Origin of the sequence: Acinetobacter sp. RUH 2624, from assembly GCF_000162375.2 — a bacterium.
In the GTDB taxonomy this organism is placed as follows: domain Bacteria; phylum Pseudomonadota; class Gammaproteobacteria; order Pseudomonadales; family Moraxellaceae; genus Acinetobacter; species Acinetobacter nosocomialis.
Window position 1 is genome coordinate 2,746,535 of sequence record NZ_KI391939.1, and the last position, 25,362, is coordinate 2,771,896.

General features: G+C 39.0%; 21 protein-coding genes. 4 read left to right on the plus strand and 17 right to left on the minus strand.

Annotated features, from left to right (window positions below; all coding sequences use genetic code 11):
• The first annotated feature begins 12 nt into the window (after positions 1-12).
• The 4 genes from HMPREF0014_RS19555 to bfr all read left to right on the plus strand — a co-directional run bounded on the left by HMPREF0014_RS19555 (position 13) and on the right by bfr (position 3,746).
• Positions 13-2,118 (plus strand): HD domain-containing protein, encoded by a 2,106-nt coding sequence (locus tag HMPREF0014_RS19555; RefSeq protein ID WP_004711681.1) that lies wholly within the window; start codon positions 13-15, stop codon positions 2,116-2,118.
• A 121-nt stretch (positions 2,119-2,239) separates the two neighbouring features.
• Positions 2,240-2,623 carry a RidA family protein gene (locus tag HMPREF0014_RS19560; RefSeq protein ID WP_002051728.1) on the plus strand — a complete coding sequence of 128 codons (384 nt, stop codon included), beginning with the start codon at positions 2,240-2,242 and terminating at the stop codon, positions 2,621-2,623.
• A gap of 219 nt (positions 2,624-2,842) precedes the next feature.
• Positions 2,843-3,037, plus strand: a complete 195-nt coding sequence (locus tag HMPREF0014_RS19565; RefSeq protein ID WP_000289091.1) for a bacterioferritin-associated ferredoxin — start codon at positions 2,843-2,845, stop codon at positions 3,035-3,037.
• A gap of 244 nt (positions 3,038-3,281) precedes the next feature.
• Complete coding sequence (bfr, locus tag HMPREF0014_RS19570) at positions 3,282-3,746, plus strand: bacterioferritin (protein ID WP_000678121.1); 465 nt, start codon at positions 3,282-3,284, stop codon at positions 3,744-3,746.
• 41 nt (positions 3,747-3,787) lie between these two features.
• On the opposite strand, the gene HMPREF0014_RS19575 is transcribed toward bfr, so the two are convergent.
• The 17 genes from HMPREF0014_RS19575 to HMPREF0014_RS19655 form a co-directional block, all read right to left on the minus strand.
• A complete protein-coding gene (locus tag HMPREF0014_RS19575) occupies positions 3,788-5,416 on the minus strand; it encodes an O-antigen ligase family protein (protein WP_006581071.1) in 1,629 nt (542 codons plus the stop codon).
• 107 nt (positions 5,417-5,523) lie between these two features.
• Positions 5,524-6,834, minus strand: a complete 1,311-nt coding sequence (locus tag HMPREF0014_RS19580; protein ID WP_006581070.1) for an O-antigen ligase family protein — start codon at positions 6,832-6,834, stop codon at positions 5,524-5,526.
• Positions 6,835-6,891: 57 nt separating this feature from the next.
• A complete protein-coding gene (locus tag HMPREF0014_RS19585; protein WP_006581069.1) occupies positions 6,892-7,341 on the minus strand; it encodes a pilin in 450 nt (149 codons plus the stop codon).
• A 339-nt stretch (positions 7,342-7,680) separates the two neighbouring features.
• On the minus strand, positions 7,681-8,241 hold the full coding sequence (locus tag HMPREF0014_RS19590; RefSeq protein ID WP_006581068.1) for a TPM domain-containing protein: 561 nt from the start codon (positions 8,239-8,241) through the stop codon (positions 7,681-7,683).
• Positions 8,235-9,317, minus strand: coding sequence for a TPM domain-containing protein (locus HMPREF0014_RS19595; protein ID WP_006581067.1), 1,083 nt, complete (start codon positions 9,315-9,317; stop codon positions 8,235-8,237). The genes HMPREF0014_RS19590 and HMPREF0014_RS19595 overlap by 7 nt, the downstream gene beginning before the upstream one ends.
• A 21-nt stretch (positions 9,318-9,338) precedes the next feature.
• On the minus strand, positions 9,339-9,929 hold the full coding sequence (locus tag HMPREF0014_RS19600; protein ID WP_006581066.1) for a LemA family protein: 591 nt from the start codon (positions 9,927-9,929) through the stop codon (positions 9,339-9,341).
• 131 nt (positions 9,930-10,060) lie between these two features.
• Complete coding sequence (locus HMPREF0014_RS19605; RefSeq protein WP_020992312.1) at positions 10,061-10,948, minus strand: metal-dependent hydrolase; 888 nt, start codon at positions 10,946-10,948, stop codon at positions 10,061-10,063.
• 173 nt (positions 10,949-11,121) lie between these two features.
• Entirely contained in the window at positions 11,122-12,543 is a 1,422-nt protein-coding gene (locus HMPREF0014_RS19610; protein ID WP_002051782.1) for a glutamate synthase subunit beta, read from the minus strand.
• 69 nt (positions 12,544-12,612) lie between these two features.
• Positions 12,613-17,088 (minus strand): glutamate synthase large subunit, encoded by a 4,476-nt coding sequence (gltB, locus tag HMPREF0014_RS19615; RefSeq protein ID WP_171057467.1) that lies wholly within the window; start codon positions 17,086-17,088, stop codon positions 12,613-12,615.
• Positions 17,089-17,550: 462 nt separating this feature from the next.
• Positions 17,551-18,426 carry a hypothetical protein gene (locus tag HMPREF0014_RS19620; RefSeq protein WP_006581064.1) on the minus strand — a complete coding sequence of 292 codons (876 nt, stop codon included), beginning with the start codon at positions 18,424-18,426 and terminating at the stop codon, positions 17,551-17,553.
• Positions 18,427-18,441: 15 nt separating this feature from the next.
• A complete protein-coding gene (gene aroB / locus HMPREF0014_RS19625; RefSeq protein ID WP_006581063.1) occupies positions 18,442-19,524 on the minus strand; it encodes a 3-dehydroquinate synthase in 1,083 nt (360 codons plus the stop codon).
• 28 nt (positions 19,525-19,552) lie between these two features.
• Positions 19,553-20,122, minus strand: coding sequence for a shikimate kinase AroK (aroK, locus tag HMPREF0014_RS19630; RefSeq protein ID WP_002051689.1), 570 nt, complete (start codon positions 20,120-20,122; stop codon positions 19,553-19,555).
• Positions 20,123-20,133: 11 nt separating this feature from the next.
• On the minus strand, positions 20,134-22,299 hold the full coding sequence (pilQ, locus tag HMPREF0014_RS19635; RefSeq protein WP_006581062.1) for a type IV pilus secretin PilQ: 2,166 nt from the start codon (positions 22,297-22,299) through the stop codon (positions 20,134-20,136).
• A 62-nt stretch (positions 22,300-22,361) separates the two neighbouring features.
• Entirely contained in the window at positions 22,362-22,889 is a 528-nt protein-coding gene (locus tag HMPREF0014_RS19640; protein ID WP_004711660.1) for a pilus assembly protein PilP, read from the minus strand.
• Between the two features lie 10 nt (positions 22,890-22,899).
• Entirely contained in the window at positions 22,900-23,640 is a 741-nt protein-coding gene (locus tag HMPREF0014_RS19645) for a type 4a pilus biogenesis protein PilO (protein ID WP_006581061.1), read from the minus strand.
• Positions 23,637-24,281 carry a PilN domain-containing protein gene (locus HMPREF0014_RS19650; protein WP_006581060.1) on the minus strand — a complete coding sequence of 215 codons (645 nt, stop codon included), beginning with the start codon at positions 24,279-24,281 and terminating at the stop codon, positions 23,637-23,639. The genes HMPREF0014_RS19645 and HMPREF0014_RS19650 overlap by 4 nt, the downstream gene beginning before the upstream one ends.
• Positions 24,281-25,339: a pilus assembly protein PilM gene (locus HMPREF0014_RS19655; protein ID WP_004711654.1), complete on the minus strand. Its 1,059-nt coding sequence runs from the start codon at positions 25,337-25,339 to the stop codon at positions 24,281-24,283. The genes HMPREF0014_RS19650 and HMPREF0014_RS19655 overlap by 1 nt, the downstream gene beginning before the upstream one ends.
• Positions 25,340-25,362 lie beyond the last annotated feature (23 nt).

A 25,362-nucleotide genomic window follows, 5' to 3' on the forward strand; every position in this document is an offset into this window, starting at 1 on the left:
AAAGGGTGGTCTATGCCAGGCGAAGAGGTCAGCCAAGCCAAGCAACAGCTCAAATTAATTATCGAACCTTACTTATCAGTAAGTGAAGTCGAGAAAGTGCTTGCTGCCTGTGATTTTGGAGATCTGGCACACACTGGTATTACCCGTAAAAGTGGTGAACCCTATATTCTGCATCCTATTGCTGTCAGCTGTATCTTAGCTAATATGCGTTTAGATCCGGAAACTTTAATGGCAGCGCTCTTACATGACGTCATTGAAGATACTCAATATACCAAAGATGATATTATTGAGCGCTTCGGGCAAACAGTTGCAGAACTCGTTGATGGCGTAACTAAGCTAAGCCAGTCAAGCGATAAAGAATATAATAAAGCCGCATCTTTCAGAAAAATTCTGCAAGCAACCTTACAAGATCCACGCGTTATTATTATTAAATTAGCTGATCGCTATCATAATATGACCACATTGGGTGCTCTGCGTCCCGATAAACGTGCTCGTATCGCGCAAGAAACTTTTGATATTTTTGTACCTATGGCAAGATTAGTCGGCATGAATGAGATGGCTGATAATCTTGAAAATTTATGTTATCAAAATCTTGATTTAGATATGTTTGATAACGTTCAAAATGCTTTACTTCAAACCAAACCCGAACGATGTAAATATCAAAGTATTTGGGAACAAAATCTTGCAGAGCTTCTGCACAACTATCACATTCAAGGTCGCATTAAAAAGAAAAATAATAATATTGAGTTATTACGCCATTTCGTTAAAAACGAAATGGATTTACAAGAGCTGACTCATAGTCATGCTTTTGAAATCGTTTTACAGTCTATTGCTGACTGCGACCGCTTAGTGGCAGCATTAAAAGAAAATTTCCAAGTCATCCAATATCAAGATCATATCCGCCGTCCACTACCTGGCGGGAATCAGTCTTTACTGATCAAGCTCAAAGGCGAAAAAACTACGCTATCACTCACCATCCAAACTGAATTGATGCGTAAAGCTGCCCGTTTTGGTGTGGTATTAGGTGAAAATGCTCCACAAACTTGTCGCTCTGCCATTCAGGCATCAATGCAAAATTTAAATACACTCATTGATAGTGAATGCGCTAAGACAACTTTTAACGATTTACTTGATTATCTACATCAAGAAAAAATTTGGGTCTATACCCCACATGGTCAATTACATGAATTACCACAAGGTGCAACAGTAGTTGATTTTGCCTATTCAGCTAGTCTTTTCTTGGGTAACCATGCGGTAGGTGCGAAAGTTGATGGTGAAATTAAGCCACTTTCAACACCCCTAGTCAGTGGACAAGTTATTGAGATTATTACTGACGTTTTAGCAACTCCAAATCCAGATTGGCTTAGCTTTATTAATACTCAGAAAGCTCGTCGTGCTTTACAACACGTGCTCAAAGATCAAGATATTGAAGAACAACGCTTAGTAGGTGCCCAAGCACTTTCACGCGCTTTGAAACTCTTTAATCGTTCAATCAACGACCTTTCAGATGCAGATTGGCTAGACCTCTTACAATGGCGTCATATTGACAATAAAAATGCATTATTTGAGCAAATTGCAGTTGGAGATTTACTTCCTCAACTTGTAGCCAACCACTTGTTTGCAAATGATAAACATCCACAAGTAGAAAATTCGGACCGATTAATTCAAGGTACTGAAGGCATCGATGTTAAATATGCTCACTGCTGTAACCCAATTTTAGGCGATTTAATTCAAGGTCATTTAACACGTCGTGGTCTAATTGTGCATCGTATTCGTTGTCATAATTTACTTCATGAACAACATCTACACCCAGAAAATATTATGCCACTTCAATGGAAAGCAGATGATGTAGATGATGTACGATTTACAGCCTATCTTGCGATTTATATGGCAATGAATGATGAACAGGTATCAGATCTCATCTATCAATGCCGTAAAAATAATGCGGGGGTGGAAATGGTGCATTCCAATGAGCAACGTACTTTCGTCAATATTGTAGTCAACAATCGTAAACATATTGCGAAAGTCATTCGTGATTTACGAATGCACTATGGATTCCCACGTATTGAGCGTTTGGATGCCCCTGCTCCACAAGCAGAAGTTTCTAAAGTCAGCTAAAAATTGTTCTACTTTACTAAAATCTAACTTTCCATAAGCACCTAATTAATTAAATCGATGATACTTTTGTCAAAACCTATCATCGATTATGATGGAAAAAGATTTAATCAAGGAGAACCAAATGTCCCGCCAAGTCATTCATACTGAAAATGCCCCTGCTGCTATCGGCACATATTCTCAAGCTATTTTAGTAGGTAACACACTCTATCTATCAGGGCAAATTGGTTTAGACCCTTACAGTATGGAACTTGTAGACGGTATTGAAGCTCAAATCCGCCGTGTATTCGATAATCTCAAAGCAGTATGTGAAGCTGCGGGTGGCTCACTTGCAGATATTGCAAAGCTCAACATCTTCCTTACTGATTTATCTAATTTCCAGCTTGTAAACCAAATTATGGGCGAATATTTTGCTCAGCCATACCCAGCTCGTGCAGCACTTGGGGTAGCAAGTCTACCTAAGGGCGCATTAGTAGAAATGGATGGAATTGTAATTATTAATCAATAAGATAAATATTTAAGGAAAAAATAATCCTTAAATATTTAGTTCTAAAATTAGATACCGCTATGCTTAGAAATCTAAACAACCATTAGATTTCCGCTTAGGCGGTATTTTTTTATCCAAAATCCCAATAAAGATAAATGAGATTTTAAATGAATTTCATTGACAAACGATAATAATTATCAATAATATCAATTATCGCATTTATATTTGGGGATTACTCCCATGTACGTTTGCTTGTGTCGTGGCATTACCGATCAGGATATTAAAGACGCTATTGAAAATGGCGCTGAAAGCTATCGTGAAATTCGCGATTTGCTTGACCTCGGTACTTGCTGTGGACGCTGTGCACCAGAAGCACGTGCTATTATTAGTGAAGAATTAGCAGAAATTGCTGCGCGCATTTCTGTAGCTGCATAATAAAAATTAGTATTTAACAGTAAATTATTGACTCCTCCACCGCTTTTTGCGGAACGTTAACTGTTCCTCATTCAAGCGGTTTTTTTTGGAAGGAAATTCAGCTTTACCAATATTGTGTTGTTTTTGATTGCGATTTTCATTTGCTGTTCTATAAATTACTCGCCATATCCGTGAATGTTCACTAAAATGAATTCATAGATTGCCTTAATTGGATTAAGGCAGAAATTGTTTTGGAGTAGCTACAATGAAAGGCAATCGTGATGTAATCAATCAGCTTAACCAAGTGTTGTATCATCATTTAACTGCAATTAACCAATACTTTTTACACTCTCGTATGTTTAATGATTGGGGAATTGAACAACTCGGTTCTGCTGAATATAAAGAATCAATTCGTCAAATGAAGCATGCCGACAAGATTATTGAACGTATCTTATTTTTAGAAGGACTTCCTAATCTTCAACATCTAGGTAAATTGTATATTGGTCAGCATACAGAAGAAGTTCTGCAATGTGATATTCGCAAAGTGAAAGAAAACATTGAAGCTATTCAAAAAGCAGTTGCATTAGCTGAAGCAGAACAAGACTATGTAACACGTGATTTGGTACAAGAAATTTTAGAAAAAGAAGAAGAATATTGGGATTGGTTAGATACTCAAATTGATCTTATTGGTAGTGTGGGTATTGAGAATTATATCCAGAGCCAAATGTAATTTCTCATAAACAAAATCCCCTTGAATACAAGGGGATTTTTTTATTTATCTTTTAATAATTGCGGCAGTATTATTTGCTGCCGATAAAGGTGCTGCAAAATAAATATTTGACGCTCTGCTTGATTTACTTTTCCATTGTAAGCAAGTAACTGAGCATATTTACGTAAATTATAAGGGGTTGGTTTGTTATTCACAAAATTTCCCCACTGAACTAACTCTGCTTCAGGTAAAGTTACATGAGGATTAAGTGCAATCCACTTTAAACGCTGCTCAAATTGGGTTAGAACAAAGATCTGATCGCTTCCCATAAGCTGGGCATTTGGCTGCTTATTTTTAAATAGTAAATTACTATTCTTAACATATACGTTGTAATCACGCCAAATTGTGATCATAAGAATTAAGCTAACACCCCAAATTAAACGCAAAAGATGTTTACTTAGTACAAAACCTTTCAGTATTGGAGTCTGTGCTTGAATTACACCCAATAAAAAGCCACAAGTCAGTAAGAAATAAGCATAGCGCTGCGGAAACTCTAACATGGCATGAATAAGTACGGTACAGACCATCATCACTGCAATAATCGAAATTGTTTCTTTCGCTTGTTGATTTAACCAAAATAACCAACATGCAAAGTAAACAATAATCATGGCACCAATTGGAATACCATTCCAAATAATAATATCTAGCAACATATTGTGAGCACTGGTCGTCCACTCCGTCGTTGGGAAAAGAGCATAAGCGGACATTTGAGCAACACTAGTTTGACTCCACCCATATCCCAACCAAGGATGCTGCTGTACAGCGAGTAACATTTGCGTCCAGATATTAAAACGCAAATAACCAGAACTTGCCCGTTCAGCCAAGCTACTCGCCTGAGTTATATCTGTATGCGACCATGCCTCAATTAAGCTTGTAAGAAATGGTAAAACTAAGCCCGCCATGAGGAAAAAGCCAGCACACCATAATAAGCCTTGAAAAAGTCCAAAACGCTTCGGTTTGTTAAATTGCTTAATGGTCCAATAGATGAGTAAAAACGGAAAAACAATCCAAGAGGTTCGTGATTGGCTCAGAACAACTGCAAATAAAATAGTTAGTGCTGATGGCAAGAGTAACCAAACTGATGTTTTATTCTTTTCATATAAATATAAGCATCCTAATAACCCCGTAATGAGAAAGGTTGCCATATTATTGGGTTGGCCAAAGTTACCGTATGGACGATTACCAATCAAATGCAACATATGTGCAAAATGCGTATCAATATTTAACCATTGGCAAACCGCAATAAAGCTAGTTGCAACTGAAACAATGACAGTAAGCAGGCTAAATCCTGTAAAAATTTGGTCCCGCTGTTGGTAATCTAATGACAGATTATAGCCAGCCACAACCATAAACCAAAAGCCTAATAAGTAAAGCGAACTTAACAAAGCTGTACTAAAATCAAAAACCAGACCAAAAGCCCACTGCACCACTGGAATTAAAATAAATGGCAATAGTAATAATTGTGCCCGTGGAATTTTTATATTTTGATAAAAAAGTGCAGCTACGACACTTAGACCTGCCGCAAAGGTACTCATTTCGCTAGAAAACATCACCCAAGGGTTATAGTGAAATGGAGATAGCCATGCAAAACCTAACAGGATTGCTGCGAGGAATAAAAAGAATACTTGCATAAAGACAGGTTATAAGCCAAAAACTTGAGAAGGATTATACATGGAAGCCTAAAAAAGAATGTATGAACTCTCAATGAAAAGGTCTTAATAAAATTTACTATAAAAAATTAAGGAATTTGTGAAGCTGGTACTAAGTGCTGTGTACCACCATACTCCCAAAAATTTGGTGCCATTCGTCCGGCATAGCTCATACATCCCCAACAAGTTAAGTCTTGTCCTAAAAACATAATTGTAATGTACAAAAATAAAGCTCCCCATAAACCGATCAGTATTTTTGTCTTCATAGTAAAAATTTTTAAATTACTAGCGGATTTAATTTGAGAAAAAGCAAATGCTAAGAATAATATACAGGCCATTTGTGAAACAGGATAAACCATGCTCCCTGAGAACATTGCATCAACCAAAACTGCAACAACACCAGCTTTTGCAATAGGTAAAACATTCTTATCTAGGAATAATTTAATAACTTGATATACCATCCACACTAAAAAAATATAGCCAACTATCCCCCATTCAAAAATTAACCTTAAATATAGATTATGTATGTGATGCGCATATTTATATTGTATTTTTGAAAGATAACCGCCACCCACCCCCGACCATGGTTTTTCCTTCCATTGCTCAAAAACAAAAATCCACATCTCTGTACGCATGGATGTACCAACTCTCATTACGGTCATGGTATTTTTATCAGCTAAATAAATAGTACACTTATAAGCAACAAAAGCTAAAAATATATAACCATAGCTTTGTAAAATAAGTTTTCGATTTTCTTGAGAATATATAAGGAAAACTAACAGTCCAGTGATTACAGCAAGTAAGGCTGATCTGGCTCCGTCAAAAAACAATGCCAGAGCAAAAAAGAAAATAGCACTCGGATAAAAATAATAAATATAAGGATATTTTTTATTTCTTAAGAAGATTAAGAAAAAAAAGAAAGGAACGATAACACTGTCATAAATTCGAATCGTTCCTGAATTAAATTGCCAATCAAACCATTGTTTATAAAAAATAAAATTAATAATGGAAATACCAATAAACAAACTAGGAATAAATGCTGAAACAACGATTAATGCTAGACCATTTTCTATATTTTTTATATTCCTTAATTCATATGTTAAAGCTGAAAATATAAATAATAATGCTATCGAAGAACAAAGTTCTTGTATCTGAAAAATGCTATAACTTGCTATCTCTATAGCCGTTAATACACCAATCAAAAAAAAAGTAACTTGAGTATAAATTGAATATTCTATTTTCTTTTTAAAAATCAAAATTAACAAAGCACATAGTGCCAATGGAAACTGTAATAAACGAAGTTCATCATATTGGAAAAATGACCATTCAATTTGGTATCCCAATAGGGCCATAATAAGGTAAATACCTATTAATAAGAATAATATTTTATTTTTTATCATTTTTATTTTCTTTAATAAAAAAGAGAGGTAGCAACCTCTCTTTAATAATTAGGTTAATTACGAACCACGACAATTAGCAGGTAAGAATTTTGATGGAATAGTTGTACCAGCTGTAGAAGTACAAGTCCATGATAATGGCTTAGTTGCATCAGTATCAGCAGTTGGTTTTAAAGCAAAAACAGGTGGAGTAGTGGCACCCATAGCAGTTTGCATCGCAGTTGTGCCTGTTACCTTAATCGTACCACTTGAATCAACATCTAATGAAGCAATATATTGAGTTGTGTTAGTTGAACAACCTGATTGGGTTAAACTATTAGGTAATGCATTCTTAGATTGATAAAACTCAGCAACAGAAGTTTTACAAGCATCAGCTGCTGTCACCAATTCAGTTACTTTAGAACGAGTCATATAATCCTGATAAGCAGGAATCGCGATCGCTGCCAAAATACCAATAATCGCAACCACGATCATAAGTTCAATTAATGTAAAACCTTTTTGTGCATTCATAGCCTTTTCCCCAAAGATTGTATGTATGTTTTTATATAAGCTTTTTGAGCTATAGAATATAATGCAGCAACCATGCCAACTTTTATTTTTATTAAAAAACAAAGATTTATAAATACTTTAAACTTATTCGAGATGCTAAAGCAGTAAATAAGTGACAAAAATTGTCACTATAATTTTTTTAGAATTAAATCACTAATAAAAATTTCTTCACAGCCTATTTCTTTTTTTTACTTTTTAATGTGACAAAAATCTCTTTAAAAATACATGATTAGATGACATTTTTTGTCAGTCAGTTTATTGTCCAAATTTTTTAAAACAGCTAGATTTTATGTAGATAATTTAATTAATAATGATAGGTGCATTACCCAATTCATTATTCTGATCTGGCATATTTTCATCGTAAAACCGAGACATCACATCACCAATTTGCTGAACCCCAATCACTACAGCTTGTAGATACTGCTTTTGTTTAAGCTGCTGCACAATAGACTCACAAATCTGTTGCCATACCTGCTCAGTCGTCGCGCTTCGAATACCACGATCAAATATAATTTCTACTGTGCGTTCACATAAATTTAAATAGAGCAGTACACCGCTATTAAGTTCAGTATCCCAAACCCCAAGTTCTGCAAATAATTGCTGCGCCCTTGAGCGCGTGTTCTGCCTATATGCTTGTGAACAAGGAATATGCCCTTCTATAACGACCTGTATTTCACCAACATGACCAAGTTCTGCTTGTTGAACAGCTTCAGCAATAGCTTGTTTATCCCTTTTACTAAAATAGCGGCTACTAGCAGGAAAATAGCAAAGATGCTTAAACCAACGTTTTAAACTTGGCTCTACATATTCCTCAATTTTTGGTTGAGTAATAATTTGTGTTGTTTCTGATGTTGTTACCATGACCCTGAAGCACCTCCACCACCAAAACGACCTCCACCGCCGCCATAACCGCCGCCTCCACCACCGAAGCCGCCTCCGCGTCCACCCCCACCAGAACCACTTAAAATAGCCTGTAAAATAAGTTGGGCAATTGAGGTAATAAGTAAAAAGAAAATACCAAATCCAAGTAGTAAACTAGTGACCAAGCCAGCACCGTTTACAAAGCCTGCTACCGCGGCAGCAACACCTGCTGTAGAAGCACTGAGAGGTCGACCAACAATAAAAGAGCCTACAATTCCGGCAATAAGAATAAACAACGCCATTGTCAAAGTAGTTTGTTTGGCTTGTTGTTCTTCGGCAGCCTGATGTTGGCGCTCTTTTAAATCTTGAGCAGCTTGCTGAGCAACTTCCGGATCTAGATTTAAAATCCTTCCGATTTCATCAAGACCAGCGTTTAAGCCTTGGGCATATTGAGCTTGTTTAAAATAAGGTGTAATTTGATTTCGAATAATTCGACTTGCCACAATATCAGGCAATACGCCTTCTAAACCATATCCAGTCAAAATTTGTATTCTATGATCATTAATAGCAACTGCGATAAGTAAACCATTATCTCGTTTATTCGAACCAAGTTGCCATTTTTCGCCGACACGTAAAGCGTAATCAAATATATCTTCTTGGCCTGTGGTCGGTACAATCACAATACCTATTTGTGCCTTACCTTGCTGGTATAGATTTAAAATTTTCTGATTGAGTTGCTGCTTTTCAGCTTCACTCAAAATATTGGCTTGATCAATAACAGGCTGATTTAATGTTGGTAAACCGCGAATTGATTCACCATCAGCCATGTCATTCGCAACCTGAGCCTGAGGCGCGGCACTTGAAGCAGCTTGCTCATTGATTTTAGGTTTCGATGCTTGAGCTTGCTGCTGTTGAATAATTTTACCTGCCACCACAGTATCAGTTTCATCTGTAGCAGTGGCAATATTATTCTCACTCCAAGCCGCACTCTGAAACAGAACACTGCAGCAGAGCACCATTAAGGTAATAACAAACCCCTTAATTTGCTTAAACTGAAGCAATATAGTATTTCTCATGCGGCTCTTCCTTGATTTAAATTAATCGAAAGAAACTTTTGGAGCCTGCTGAGCCGATGCTTCTGCAGAGAAATTAGCTTTTGGATGCATACCAATCACTTTCGCTGTTACAGCTTGTGGGAACTGACGGACATAAGAGTTATAGTCTTGAACAGTGGTAATATAACGATTACGTGCCACAGCAATTCGGTTTTCTGTACCCTCAAGCTGAACCTGTAACTCTTGGAATTGGGTATTAGCTTTTAAGTCTGGGTAATTTTCTGAAACAGCAATCAGTCGAGATAACGCACCAGTTAACTGGCTTTGCGCTTGTTGATATTTTTCAAGTAATGCTGGGTCTTCCAATACTTCTTTATCGACCTTCAAGCCTGCTACATTTGCGCGTGCCTGAGTTACTTCAGTTAATACTTGCTCTTCGTGCTTAGCATAACCTTTAACTACATTTACAAGATTTGGTACTAAATCTGATCGACGTTGATATTGGTTCTGTACCTCAGACCAAGCCGCTGTTACAGCCTCATCTTTGACCTGTAAAGTATTATAGCCACAGCCGGAAAATAGTAAGGTGCTTGCAAGTATTGTCGCGATTACAAGTTGTTTAAACGTTTTCATCGTCACTTTATCCTCAAGTTTTTCTTTATATTTTTAACCTCTTGTCTCGATTGTATGATGAATTTGGCATTATTGTGTTGCTTTTATTTTATAGATTTAAAAAAACCGGATCTTTAAATCCGGTTTTTATTCTAGCTTGGCCTTAACTTTGTTTCTTCTTGGAAACTTGTCATTTGATATTCATCCGCCAAATAACTCTTCCAGTAATCGACCATCTGGCCATAGTTTTTTTGACTCGGATGAAAGTCTTTTCTGTAATAAGCAAAATATTCAGGTGTCAGTTGTATAATCATTTTAACAAGCAAATACACACCAAAAATATTTCCGCCCATTTTAGGCAAGCTTTTCCATTTATCTTGCCAAAATAATCGCGTCGTACCATAGAAAGCAAGACTCGCAAATCCCGTAGTAACACTACGCATGAGTAAACGGCGAATACGATCATCACCATAGACATGTTGGTACACATCAAATGCAACTGAACGATGCTCGATTTCCTCAATAGCATGCCAGACCCAAAGCTTTAGCGCATCTTGGTCCAAAGTTTTTAATAATTCAGGATGCTGTAAAATATATCCACCAAGCAAAGCCGTAAAATGCTCAAATGCACATGTCAATGCCAGCTGTAGCTTAGGAGAAATTGTTCTTAAATATTTATCACGCTCATTCAACCAAGCCTGAAAACGATCCAGATTATAATCATCACGGCGCCAAGCCTCATTAAATTCACCATGCGCTTTCGAGTGCATCGCTTCTTGTCCAATAAATGCCGCAATCTGGGCCTGCAATTGGGGATCGGAAACTTTGTCACGTACATTACGCACGCTATTTACAAAAAACTGTTCTCCTACGGGAAATGTTGAAGAGAGTGCAGTTAAAAAATGGGACATTAAAGGCGAATTTGCAAAATAATAGCGCTTGATTGCTTGAGGATTAAACTCAAGGCGACGCACTGTAATACCCAACGCTTTTCGACGATTTAAATATGATTTTTCTGCCGTCATACCTGCGATGTTCATGCTCAACACCTACTGTAGTGAAGAAGGAAGCTTTGAGTATCTCTTGCAACTAAGAGGCCAAAAAGGGCAAAAAAGCTTATTGTATTTGCCAAAAACGTCAAACTGATTAACGGTAAAAAATAAAGCCTGCATATCGCAGGCTTTATCAAAAACTTTAGTAATGATTTTTTAGATTAAACACCAAGATAATCTAAAATACCTTCAGCAGCTTGGCGACCTTCCCAAATAGCTGTAACTACAAGATCTGAACCACGCACCATATCACCGCCAGCAAAGATTTTCGGGTTTGATGTCTGGAATTTAAATTCTTGGTGCTCTGGTGCAACTACACGACCTGAACCATCAAGATTAATATTCACATTACCAAACCAGTCTGCTGGACTTGGACGGAAACCAAACGCGAGTAAAACTGCATCTGCCGGTAAAATTTCTTCCGAACCCGGAATTGGCTCAGGGCTACGGCGGCCACGACTATCTGGTTCACCCATCTGCGTCGTTACCACTTTTACGCCTGTCACTTTGCCATTCTCACCAACAATTTCGATTGGTTGGCGGTTAAACAAGAACTTTACGCCTTCTTCATACGCATTTTTTACTTCACGTGCAGAACCTGGCATATTGCTTTCATCACGACGATATGCACAAGTTACATCATGAGCACCTTGACGCAATGAAGTACGGTTACAGTCCATTGCGGTATCACCACCACCAAGAACAATAACTTTTTTACCGTCTAAGCTAATGTATTCACTTGGATCTTTTTCCCAACCTTGGCAACGGTTCACGTTAGAGATCAAGAAATCAAGCGCATCATAAACACCATCAAGATCTTCACCCGGGAAACCACCTTTCATGTAGGTATAAGTTCCCATTCCCATGAATACTGCATCATATTCAGCAAGTAATTCATCAATCGTGACATCTTTACCAATTTCGGTATTTAAGCGGAATTCAATACCCATGCCAGTGAAAATTTCACGGCGGCGCTTCATCACATCCTTTTCCATTTTGAATTCTGGAATACCAAATGTCAGTAAGCCACCAATTTCAGGACGCTTATCGAATACAACTGGCTTAACACCACCGCGGGCTAAAATGTCGGCACAACCTAGCCCTGCTGGACCTGCACCAATGATCGCAACTTTTTTACCTGTCCACTTTACATGGGACATGTCTGGGCGCCAACCCAAAGCAAAAGCGGTGTCATTAATATATTTTTCAGCATTCCCAATAGTTACTGCACCAAAACCATCATTTAAGGTACAAGCACCTTCACACAAACGGTCCTGCGGACACACACGACCACATACCTCAGGTAAAGTGTTCGTTTGATGGCAAAGCTCAGCAGCCTGGAAAATTTGTCCTTCAGCAATGAGTTTTAACCAGTTTGGAATGTAGTTATGTACAGGACATTTCCATTCGCAATATGGGTTACCACAACCTAAACAACGGTGTGTCTGATTAGTGACAGTTTCCGAAGTAAAAGGTTTATAAATTTCCACAAATTCTGCTTTGCGGACAGTAATATCTTTTTTCTCTGGATCTTGACGTGGTACATCCAGAAATTGAAAGTCATTATTTAGGCGTTCTGCCATGTCTCTCTCCGTGGGTAGGCGCGGATTTCCCTGTTGCCCGCACCTGCCTATGTCTTTGCAGTCGTGGAATTATTGTGGATCAGCTTGCGTAGTTTTCAAAAGCGATTGCAAGTTAGCAGCTTTTGGTTTTACAAGCCAGAATTTACGGCTGTAGAAATCGAACTCATTGCGAATTTTATAAGCCCAAGCACTACCAGTTTCTTTAATATGCTCGTCAATAATACGCAACAAGAACTCTTTATGATCTTCCATAGATTCTGTTGAAATACGGGTTAAGTCAATTAACTCGTGGTTGTAGTAATCAACAAAGTCATTATCAAGGTCAAGCACATAAGCAAAACCGCCTGTCATACCTGCACCGAAGTTATGACCCACTTTTCCAAGCACAGTCACAACACCACCAGTCATATATTCACAGCAGTGGTCACCTGCACCTTCAATAACAGCAAACGCACCAGAGTTACGAACGGCGAAACGCTCACCTGCCGTACCAGCTGCAAATAACTTACCGCCAGTTGCGCCATATAAACAAGTATTACCAATAATTGCTGTATTTTGTGTTTGGAAAGGCGAACCTTTTGGTGGAAAGATCGAGATACGACCACCCGCCATGCCTTTACCTACATAGTCGTTTGCATCACCTTCAAGACGGATATGCAAACCACCAGCATTCCAAACACCAAGTGACTGACCAGCAGTACCTGTTAGGTTCATTACAACCGGATGTGCTTCCATACCCAAGTTGCCATAGCGGCGAGCAATCTCACCCGATACACGTGCACCAATTGAACGGTCACAGTTCACGACATTAAAGTTGAACTGACCGCCTGCACTTGACTCAATTGCAGGAAGCATTTCTGCAACCATTTTCTCAGCCAATACACCTTTATCAAATGGTGCATTACCTTGTACTTCACAGTACTGCGCTTTACCTTCAGCAGCAGGATGAGAAGTTAACAATGCACTTAAATCAAGGTGAGCATGTTTTTCAGTTTCACCCGGTAATACTTCAAGTAAGTCCACACGACCAATTAAGTCTTTAAGTGAAGCTACACCAAGAGCCGCTAACCATTCACGTGTTTCTTCTGCAATAAAATGGAAGAAGTTAATGAGCATTTGTGGTTCGCCAATATAGTGCTCTTGACGTAAATGGTCTTGTTGAGTTGCAACACCTGTTGCACAGTTGTTTAAGTGGCAAATACGTAGATATTTACAACCTAATGCAATCATTGGTGTTGAACCAAAACCGAAACTCTCAGCACCTAAAATTGCTGCCTTAATCACATCAAGACCAGTTTTTAAACCGCCGTCAGTTTGTACACGTACTTTGCCACGCAAGTCATTTACACGAAGTGCCTGATGCGCTTCACTCAAACCAAGCTCCCATGGAGAACCTGCGTGGTGAATTGAAGAAAGCGGAGATGCAGCAGTACCACCGTCATAACCAGAAATGGTAATAAAGTCTGCATATGCTTTAGCAACACCAGCAGCAATCGTACCTACACCCGGTTCAGATACCAACTTCACAGATACCATCGCTTTCGGGTTAACTTGTTTCAAGTCAAAAATCAGTTGCGACAAATCTTCAATTGAGTAAATGTCGTGGTGTGGTGGAGGTGAAATAAGTGTCACACCCGGTACTGAGTAACGTAAACGCGCAATTAAGCCATTCACTTTACCACCTGGTAACTGACCACCTTCACCTGGTTTTGCACCTTGAGCAACTTTAATTTGTAAAACTTCAGCAGAAGTTAAATAAGCAGGTGTTACACCGAAACGACCAGATGCAATTTGCTTAATTTTCGAGTTACGAATTGTGCCGTAACGTGCAGGATCTTCACCACCCTCACCAGAGTTTGAACGACCACCAATAGTGTTCATCGCAATTGCAATTGCTTCATGTGCTTCTGGAGAAAGCGCACCTAAAGACATCCCTGCCGAGTCGAAACGAGGCAAGATATCTTCAACCGATTCAACTTGTTCAACTGGGATCGGATTAGTTGTTTTTAACTTAAATAAGTCACGAATAGTCGCTACTGGACGGTTATTTACCAATTCAGCATATTCTTTAAAGTCTTCGTATTTACCAGAGCGAACCGCTTTATGTAGTGAGTTAATCACATCTGGGTTAAACGCATGGTACTCTTTACCAAATACGAATTTAAGCAAACCACCCTGGTCAATTGGCTTACGACTAGACCAAGCTGTCGCCGCTAATTTTTTCTGGTCATTTTCAAGATCAACAAAAGTTGCACCTTGGATACGACTTGGAACGCCTAAGAAACACTGATCTACAACTTCAGATGATAAACCTACTGCTTCAAAAAGCTGACCACCACGGTAAGAGGCAACTGTCGAGATACCCATTTTTGAAAGAACTTTTAACAAGCCTTTCTCAATACCTTTACGGAAGTTTGCTTGTGCATGAATCGGATCACCTAAAAGCTCACCTTTCGCAATCAAGTCATTGATTACGTCATATGCAAGGTATGGGTAAACAGCAGTCGCACCAAAACCAAGTAATACCGCAAATTGGTGTGGATCACGTGCAAAACCAGTTTCAACCATAATGTTTGCATCAGTACGCAAACCAGTTTTAATGAGGTAATGGTGTACCGCACCCGTTGCAAGAGCAGCGTTTGCAGGTAAGTAACCCTCACGAATATTTTTATCAGTTAAAACAATTAGGGTTTTACCATCACGAACAGCTTGTGCAGATTCTTCACAAATACGCGTAATTGCCGCTTGTAAACCTTCTGTTTCAGCATAGTTCAAATCAATATCAACTGCCTCGTAACCTGCACGCTCAATTGTACGGATTTGCTGCATTTTTGAATTTGACAATACAGGGCTAGAGATGATGATACGATCAGCATGCTCAGGACCTTGTTCGAATACGTTCTGCTCACGACCCAAACAGGTTTCAAGTGACATAACAATTGATTCACGCAGTGGGTCAATTGGTGGGTTTGTCACCTGTGCAAACTGTTGACGGAAGTAGTCGGTCACATGACGCACTTGACGAGACAATACAGCCATTGGCGTATCGTCACCCATAGAACCAACAGCTTCCTGACCGCTCTCAGCGATTGGACGTAACAACTGGTCGCGCTCTTCAAATGTCACCATAAACATTTTTTGAGCTGCTTTTAATGCTTCACCAGTTAAACCTTTATCAACAAGTTGCTCTTCAAGTTCTGGGTTTGCATTTAAGCGAATCGCGTGATCACGTAACCACTCACGATACGGGCGCATGTTTTTCAAATGAGTACTAACATCTTTAGTATCAAGTACTTTACCTGTTAAAGTATCGACTACCAAGATTTGACCAGGACCTACACGACCTTTGGAAACTACATCTTCAGGTTCATAGCCCCAAACACCAATTTCAGATGCTAAGGTAATATAATCATTTTTAGTAATTACCCAACGTGCAGGGCGCAGGCCATTACGGTCAAGCATACAAATCGCATGGCGGCCATCTTGAATAACAAGACCAGCAGGACCATCCCAAGCTTCCATATGTTTTGAGTTGAATTCATAGAATGCACGCAAGTCCGCATCTAGAGTTTCAACGTTTTGCCATGCTGGCGGTACGAGCATACGTAAAGCACGGAATAAATCCATGCCACCGCCCACCAAGATCTCAAGCATATTATCCAAGCTTGAAGAATCCGAACCTGTACGGTTTACAATCGGGTTAAGCTCAGTAAGTCCTGGTAATAATGGGTTTTCAAATTTAGGAGTACGCGCTAACGCCCAGTTACGGTTTGCTGTAATCGTGTTGATTTCACCATTATGCGCAAGGTAACGGAATGGCTGAGCCAACGGCCAACGCGGTAATGTATTTGTAGAGAAACGTTGGTGGAATACCACGATATGCGATTTTAAGCGCTCATCTGCCAAATCTGTATAGAACTCAGCAATTGCAGCAGGCATCATCAAGCCTTTATAGCTAATAACTGTCGAGCAAAGCGTAGTCACGTAAAATGACGGATCTTTTTGAAGTTGTTGTTCCGCACGGCGACGCGCCAAGAATAACTTACGGTTAAATTCAACCTCAGTTACACCCATTGGACAGTTCACAATGACTTGTTCAAAAGCTGGTAAAGATTGAAGCGCAATTTCACCTAATGCATCGTTATTTGTAGGGACGATACGCCAAGCGAGTACACGTAAACCTTCTGACTCAATTTCTTTTGTTAAAATATTTTTAGAGTGCTGTGCTAATGCAGGATCAATATTTAAAAATACCGTACCCACAGCAAAAATTTCACTTAGTGTAATATCACTTAGTTTTTTTGCTTCATCACGGAAAAATTGCTTTGGCATCGCCAATAATAAGCCGCAACCATCTCCCGTCTTGCCATCTGCGGCAATACCACCACGGTGCGTCATGCAACTTAAACTGTGAATCGCGGTTTCTACTAGATGATGACTTGATTCACCCTTCATATGGGCAATCAGTCCAAAACCACAGTTATCCTTAAACTCATCAGGCTGATATAAACCTTGAGCGGGAGCTACAGTATTAGGCGATGGCATGTGCATAGCGTACCCTTCTTTCAATAAGGCTCTTTCGAGCGTCAAACAAACAACTTCTTTTTGCGATAGTGCCTACGGATGACAGTTAGCTCAATGTTTCGCAAACAAAAAATTTTGGGCTGATAAGCCAATATACGCTGTTCCATTTTTACGTACACTGGTTTTTGCTAGAAAAATGTTTTGACTTATTTCGCACTCTTTTAAAGCAGTTAGGCCCCACGCCTCTGCATAGAATTCACTTCTTAGAGGGCTAAAATAGTTTGCAGCACATTAATAAGCACAACAATAAAGCAAAAAGTGTGCCATATTGAGAAAGTAAGACTAAATCCTTATATTTATTATAAATATAGTTATTTTATTCGCGTTATCATGTTAAAAAATGTCTAAATATGCACCACATCTGATCAAAAAATATTATCACACAATCGATTTGCACCATTTTTGCGCATATTATTAGATAAATTAATTCCCTTTTGTGCCCTCATTTGTGGCGTTTTTCTGTTGTCCCTCATTGATTCGTGTTTGAGGTGTTCTATTAGACTGATCAATATTAGAATTTGATTGCTGTACATCAACCACATTTCCTTCTGCATCACGACGAATAATCGTAGTTTTTGTAGCTGAATTAGTTGCAGGAGCTTTAGGCTGAGCATTGGCAGTTCCCGTAGCTACTCCTGACATCAATAATGACTCATCAATTGTAGGTAAAGCAGCCGGACGCAGACGTACTTCATAAAGCTGATTATTGCCACCTTTCATCTCATCTGCCCCTAAGTCATTTACCAATGAAGCATAACTTGAGAACTGTTGTGGCTGAGGTTTAACTGACTCAGGTAATTGCAGGTTAATTTGTGTTAATTGCTGAATTGCATCTTCTGAGCGTTTAAACGTGCCATAAACCAACACATACTGCTCTGCTTGTTGTTCGCCACTTAAACGGAAATAAATAAATTTATTACGGTCGGTACGATTTTTTAAAAAGTTTTTAATAATATCTTCATCAGAGGCACGAAATAACTCAAGCGTCCATTGTTTTTTATTTTCATTAATAAACTTTGTACCGCGAAACTCAGGTTCATGCTCACCCGAAGCCACAGTACGTGTAGTTAAATCGAGTGGACGAACCTCATCAGCCAAAGCACCTAGGTTAGGTGTTGTAGCAACTTTCTCTGGTTGAATTTGTACAGGCGCCTCAGAGTCAGCGGACTTTTCAACTTCAACCAGTTTTTTGCTATCTGTAATTACCCAAAAAATAAAAGCAAGCAATAAGCAGGCAATACCACCAACCAACCAGATATATTGTTGAACATTCTGCCAAAGTGTACGTGATACAGTCATGCTTTACCTTATTTGTTATCCGTGTTGATTCGCCAAAATAGCCTGTTTCATCAATTCGACATCAAAGTCCTTGGTAATTACTGCTTGTCCAAGTTGCTTTAACAACACCAAACGTAATTGTCCATTAAGAACTTTTTTGTCATGAGCCATATATCCAAGGAAATCATCCAATGGAATTTGTGGACATGATATCGGCAAATTCGCACGTTGAATGATTTTTTTTGTACGAGCTACATCTTCATTTGAGATCCAGCCCAAACGCTGTGATAAATCTGCTGCCATCACCATACCAGTTGCAACAGCCTCACCATGCAACCAAGTACCATAACCTAGATACGACTCAATCGCATGGCCGAAAGTATGGCCTAAATTAAGTAAAGCGCGTTCACCTTGTTCTTTCTCATCATTCGCAACAATACGCGCTTTATGAGCACATGAACGATAGACAGCTTCTGCAAGTAAATCAGCATCTCTAGAAACAAGGCCATCCATATTTTCTTCAAGCCAAACCAAGAAATCAGCATCACCTAAAAGTGCATATTTGATCACTTCAGCTAAACCGGCCGAAAGCTCACGTTCTGGCAATGTATTCAATTGTGCCATATCAGCTAAAACGACTTGTGGTTGCTGAAAAGCACCTAACATATTCTTGCCAAGCGGATGATTGATTCCTGTTTTTCCGCCAACACTCGAATCGACTTGTGAAAGCAATGTCGTAGGGACCTGTACAAAATAAACGCCACGTTGGAAACAAGCAGAAGCAAAACCCGCCATATCCCCAATCACGCCACCACCTAAAGCTAAAACTGTACAATCGCGATTAAAGCCAGCTTCAAGCAATGCATCAAAAATTAAATTTAAATATTGAATATCTTTATATTTTTCGCCGTCAGGTAAAATACAAGTCGCAACCGTTTTACCCAGACTTTTTAATGCTTCTTGATAGTGGCTTAAATATAATGGTGCAACCGTAACATTGCTTACAATCATGACCTGTTGACCATGTATATATGGCTCGAGTAACTGTTTCGGGTCAAGTTGACTACCAATAAAAATAGGATAACGGCGTTCGCCTAATTCAACATGTAAAGTTTGCATGAATTTATAAAACCACTAGTCAGTTCGTCTATTTTAACTTGTTCGCTAGAATAAGTTGCAAAATCTTTTGTGCGAGATCACGTGCAGCACCTTGATTTGTTTCAATCGTATAATGTGCAACTTCTCTATACAGGGGGTCTCTAATCTTTAATAAATCCCGCAATTTTTGTTCAGGATTTTCAACTTGTAATAAGGGTCTGTTTTTATCCCGATAAGTTCTTTGTAGTTGTAATTCAACAGGAGTATATAAATAAATAACGATTCCACGTTGCTTTAAAAATTCTCGGTTAGGTGCTTGAGTAATCGCCCCACCACCCGTAGCAAGCACTAATGCTTTACGTGAAGTGAGCTCATTTAAGACCACAGTTTCACGGGTACGAAATCCAACTTCTCCTTCTTTTTCAAAAATCCAGGGAATAGTCGCCCCTGTCTTGCGCTCAATTTCATGATCACTATCTAAGAATTCACGCCCTAATAGTTCTGCTAAATGACGTCCAACGGTTGTTTTTCCTGCCCCCATGGGCCCTACCAAATAAATATTTGGCAGGGTTTCAAACGCTTTGCTTGGCAAGGCGCCACCTATTTCAATTGCTTTCATTAAAAAATATATTAATGATTTCTCGCTAAAGTGTCATTAACAATTCGTGGTGTTACGAAAATCAATAATTCTTGCTTATCATCAGATTTTACATCTTTTCTAAATAAATGCCCTACAACAGGAATATCACCAAAAAATGGAACTTTGGTTTGAGAATTCGTCGTTGTTTGCTCGAATACACCACCTAAAATAACGGTCTCTCCATTATCAACCAGCACATTGGTATTAATATTATTCTTATTCAGAATTAATTCACCATTTGGGGCCGCACCTGCTACAGAGTCCTTAGAAATATCCAATTTCATTTGAATCTTACCGTCAGGCGTAATACTTGGAGTTACATTTAGGCTTAGTAATGCATCTTTAAATGATGTTGTGGCTGTTGAGCCTGCAGCAGAATTTGTTGTAGTTTGATATGGAACTTGTTGACCTGTTGCTACTTTCGCAGTTTGCTTATCGGCGGTCATCACTTTAGGCGTTGAAATTACTTCACCATAACCATCGGCTTGTAAAGCTGAGAGCTCAAGATCCAACATGAAGTCCGACATACTAATAAGACCAAAGGCAATACTGCCGGCAGGATTAGAAACCCCCAAATCAACGTTTAAATTATCTGGGCGCTCAATCGTATATTTATACCCACCTGTAGTTTCATCTTTTTTAGGTTCGCGCAGATTCCATAAAGTTGTTTCACTACCACCAACCAACAAATTTTTATTATTGGTAATACCTTGCGAAAGAATGCCCCACTTCACACCAAGTTCTTTGGTAAACGACGTAGACGCTCTCACAATACGTGCTTCAACCATAACCTGTTTAACTTGCACATCAAGCAAGTCAATCATTTTTCGAATTTGATCAATCGACTGAGCAGTATCATTAATAATAAGAGTATTAGTTCGGTCATCTTGAGTAATGGTACCGCGAGGGCTAAGTAAACTACCCACATTATTCCCAAGACTATCAACGCCAGTATTTAAATTGGTTGAAGTTGAAGTTCCTCCACCAGAAGTATGTTGTAAGCCATTACTATTATTTGAGCCTTGAGTAATTAAACCCATAATATCGCCAGCTTTAGCGTATTTAAGTTGAATATACTCTGTCTGTAACGGAGCAAGTTTTACACTTTGCGCTACAGCTTTCGCTTCTTCCTCTTCCGCTTTAATCAACTCTGCAACAGGAGCAATCCAAATCACATTCCCATTACGACGTTTATCAAGATTTTTAGTTTTTAAAATAATATCCAGAGCCTGATCCCAAGGTACATCTTTTAAACGTAGCGTGATATTACCTTGCACACTATCAGCAGCCACCATATTGATTCCCGTAAAATCAGCAAGGAGCTGTAAAACACGGCGCACTTCGATGTCTTGAAAATCTAGCGAAAGCTTATTTCCAGAATAATTTGGCGTTTTATATAGAGAAGTTACATTTTTATCTTGTGGTCGTTTCAAACTGATTGTGAGCTTATTTTCAGCCTGATATGCCATGTATTCGTAGCTACCAGATGACTGAATAGTAATTACACCAGCACCTTTATCATTATAAGCATCAATACTTGAGACTGGTGTTGCAAAATCATTTACATTTAGACGACGCGCCAAATGTGCCGGAATTTTTGTACCTAAAGTTCTTATAACAACTTTACTGCCTTGTTGTTGAACATCTACAGGTGTATTACTTCCCAAAAGATCCACAACAACTAAACCTTCTCCCTGACTACCACGCTGAAATCCAATGTTTGAAATACCTTGTGGTTGTGCAGTAACTACTGGTACAGGTTTATTATTCGGTTGGACCGAATTAATTTTTAAAATGAAAGTATTACCTTCCACACGTGTTGTAAACGCTCCAGCATCTTTTAAATTTACAGTCAAACGTGAACGTTGATCATCTGAAGTTACATCTACAGAGCTTGCTTCATTGGTCGCAACAGCAATTTTAGACTGTTTTAAACTTTGTTGAGCTTTATCAAAATCTAATATTAAACGTGACGGATTTTCAAGTTGGTAAGCCTGTGGCTGTGGTGGCAATCCATTAAATATAACTCTAATTTCTGTGCCCTGACCTGCAACTTGCGTTGGTACTATATTGGTCATGCTGACCTGTGCAGATGCAGCCTGCATAATTGCAACAGCTACAGCCCCCATAGAAAACTGACGGAATACCTGATTCATTGTCTGACCATCCCCAATTAAATAATCTTTAAAAATACTTTTTCGTTTTTATTCCCTAAGTTTTAGGGTGCAGGCCCAATCAAGACCAAAGTTCTCGGTCTCTCGACATAGCCTTCTCGACCATCTGGCACAATCTCGACCAGATCAATCTGGGTTGGACTAATATGAGTAATACGGCCCTGATTCATGCCCATATAATTACCCACTTGTACCCGTTCAATTTGATGATCCGGTGTCTGAATCAAAGCCAATATTTGACCACGATTATTACGCATGCTTCCTTTCATATTTAAGGCTTCAAGTGCATAGTTTTCTAATGGTTGCGGTGCCCGTGAGAAATTTGGATACACTCGCTTCCCGGCCATAATTTTAAGCTCAGCTGCCAGTGAGCTTGGCATAAACGGGCTTTTTAATTGATGAGCAGCATAATTAAATTGTGGTACAGGGGTAAAAATCGGCGCTGGCTCAATAGGGAGCGGTGGCTGATTACGAATACTTGCCATTTGCTGATTGACTGCGTCAATTCTTGAATCACATCCCACAAGAGCGGCACAGGCCAAAATATAAAGAGTAATTTGCTTAATTTTCATCATAACTCTCCTATTTCGGCTGAGCATTAGGGCTAGTTGGTGCAGTCGCCGCTGCAGCCTTAGCTGGTTGTGCCGATGCCTCTGTTGCTCCTATATATCGATAGGTTTTGGCTTTAATAGAATAATTAAGCACAGGAATATCTGACTTACTATCTTTAGCTTGAGCAGCCTCTACAACAAAGTCATGCATCGTCACAATACGTGGCAAAGCAGAGATACTACTTACGAAAGCACCGAAAGCGTGATAGTCGCCTGTTGCTTCGATGGCAATTGGTTGTTCAATAAAAATTTCCTGCTTTACTTCATCCTCTAAACGAATATTTTTAAATTTCAATCCAGAGTTCACACCAGTTAAGTTAATATCCTCAACTAAACTTGGAATCTCTGTTTCTTTCGGCAATTGTTCTAATTGCTGGTTGAAATTTGCCTGCATCTCTTGAAGCTGCACTTGATACTGCTGAAGGTTACGTAATTTGGAGTCTTTTTCTCGAAATTCATTTAATAAATTACCTTCCTGAGCTTGGGCATTATCAATTGCTTGTAGCTTTGGCTGAATAGCAACAAAATAACCCAAAGCCAATACAGCAAAGAAAATAAAAATCCAGCAAGTAATTTTTACAGATATTGGCCAACTACCATAGTTGTTCATATCAAGCGTATTAAATTGCTGAAGGAATTTATCGAGATTAAATTTCTTTTTCTTTGAAGCTGATTGCTCTAATGATAATTCTTGCAGTTCATCTTGACTCATTTGGCTGCCCCCGTGTCTTTCGCTACGGCTGGCTTATCAGCATCGTTATTCGTTGTGGTCACGCCCATTTCCCCCAAATCGACAGTCACAACAAAACTGCCATAGTTATCTTCCACCCTAGGAAGAAGAGAACTCGCAGTCTTATCTTTTTTATCTTCATTAGCCAAGAAAGAATTCATAAAAGCATTACGGTACCAAGGAGACGATTCAAGGTTACGAAGCAATTCAGCTACCGTATTTGGACTCTCAGCTTTACCCTCGATCGTAAATTTATCCCCCACTCGACTGAATTTTGTTAGATACATTGCTGGTGGCGTGACTCGAACGAGCTCATCAACTAATCGCACCACTACTGGCCGTTGACTCTGCAAATTTTGAATCAACTTCATACGCTCAATAATGGCATCACGCTGCTCTTGTAAACCGTTTAATGCTTTTAATTGCTGATCAAGGTTTTGATTTGTACTTTTAATAAGTTGGTTTGCTTGTTCTTGATCATCTAATTTATGATCAAAATAGAACCATCCACCAAATACGGTTGTAATCCCCAAAACAACCACCCCAAAGCATAAAGTTATAAATTGTTTTTTTCGTTGCTCCCTCAGCTCTTCACGCCAAGGTAATAAGTTAATTGTTGCCATTAATCAAAACTCCTTAAAGCCAAGCCGCATGCCACCATTAAAGATGAAGCATCATTTTCAATTTTTTGAACGTCGACTTGAGGAGAAAAACCCATTTGTAAAAATGGGTTGGCAATAGTGACACGGTAGCCTAATTTTTGCTGCAAAAGCTTGGCAAGACCTGGAATATTCGCATTGCCACCTGCAAGCAAAATATGGTCTATTTCGTTAAACTGAGATGAAGAAAAGAAAAATTGTAATGAGCGGGCCGCCTGCTGAACCACAGCATCTAGAAATGGATCTAGTACCTCAATTTCATAATCATCTGGCAAAGTGCGGTCTTTTTTAGCTCGGCTTGCTTCTTCTAGAGAGAGACCATAACGACTTTGAATTTCGAGCGTAAGTTGCTTACCACCAAAAACCTGCTCACGAGTATAAATAATCTTGCCATTTTGCATGACCGATAGTGTTGTCATGGTATGGCCGATATCTAAAATTCCTATCGTATTTGCGCCCATCGGCAAGCTATCAGCAAACACACTAAAAGCACGTTCGACTGCATAACTCTCGACATCTGCCAGTTTAGGATTCAAATCTGCCAATTCAAGAACTTCAACACGTGTTTCAACGTTTTCCGTTCTTGTTGCGACCAAAAGAACATTTACTCGATTTGGATTCAGCAAGCGATCAGGCAAAACCTCAAAATCAAGGCTCACCTCATCCAGCGGGAACGGTATGTACTGCTCCGCATCTACACGAATCTGAACTTCACGTTCGTCATCGCTCATATCTGCATCCATTTCGATAGTTTTATGAATAACCGTCGATGTTGGAACAGCAATTGCAGCATTAGTGGTTTGGGGATTTGCTAAATTCATCGCCCGTTCCAAAGCTTCTGCTACTGCTTCTGGATTTAAGATATTTTTTTCAACTACACTGTTTTCAGGTAAAGGCATCAAAGCATAGCTTTCTACCCAATATTTACCGTTCTTGACAGAGAGCTCTAACAACTTAACAGAAGTCGAACTAATATCGACACCCATTAACCCCTTATTAGGTTTACGATATAACCTGAGCACACTATTGTCCTATTATTTTTTTA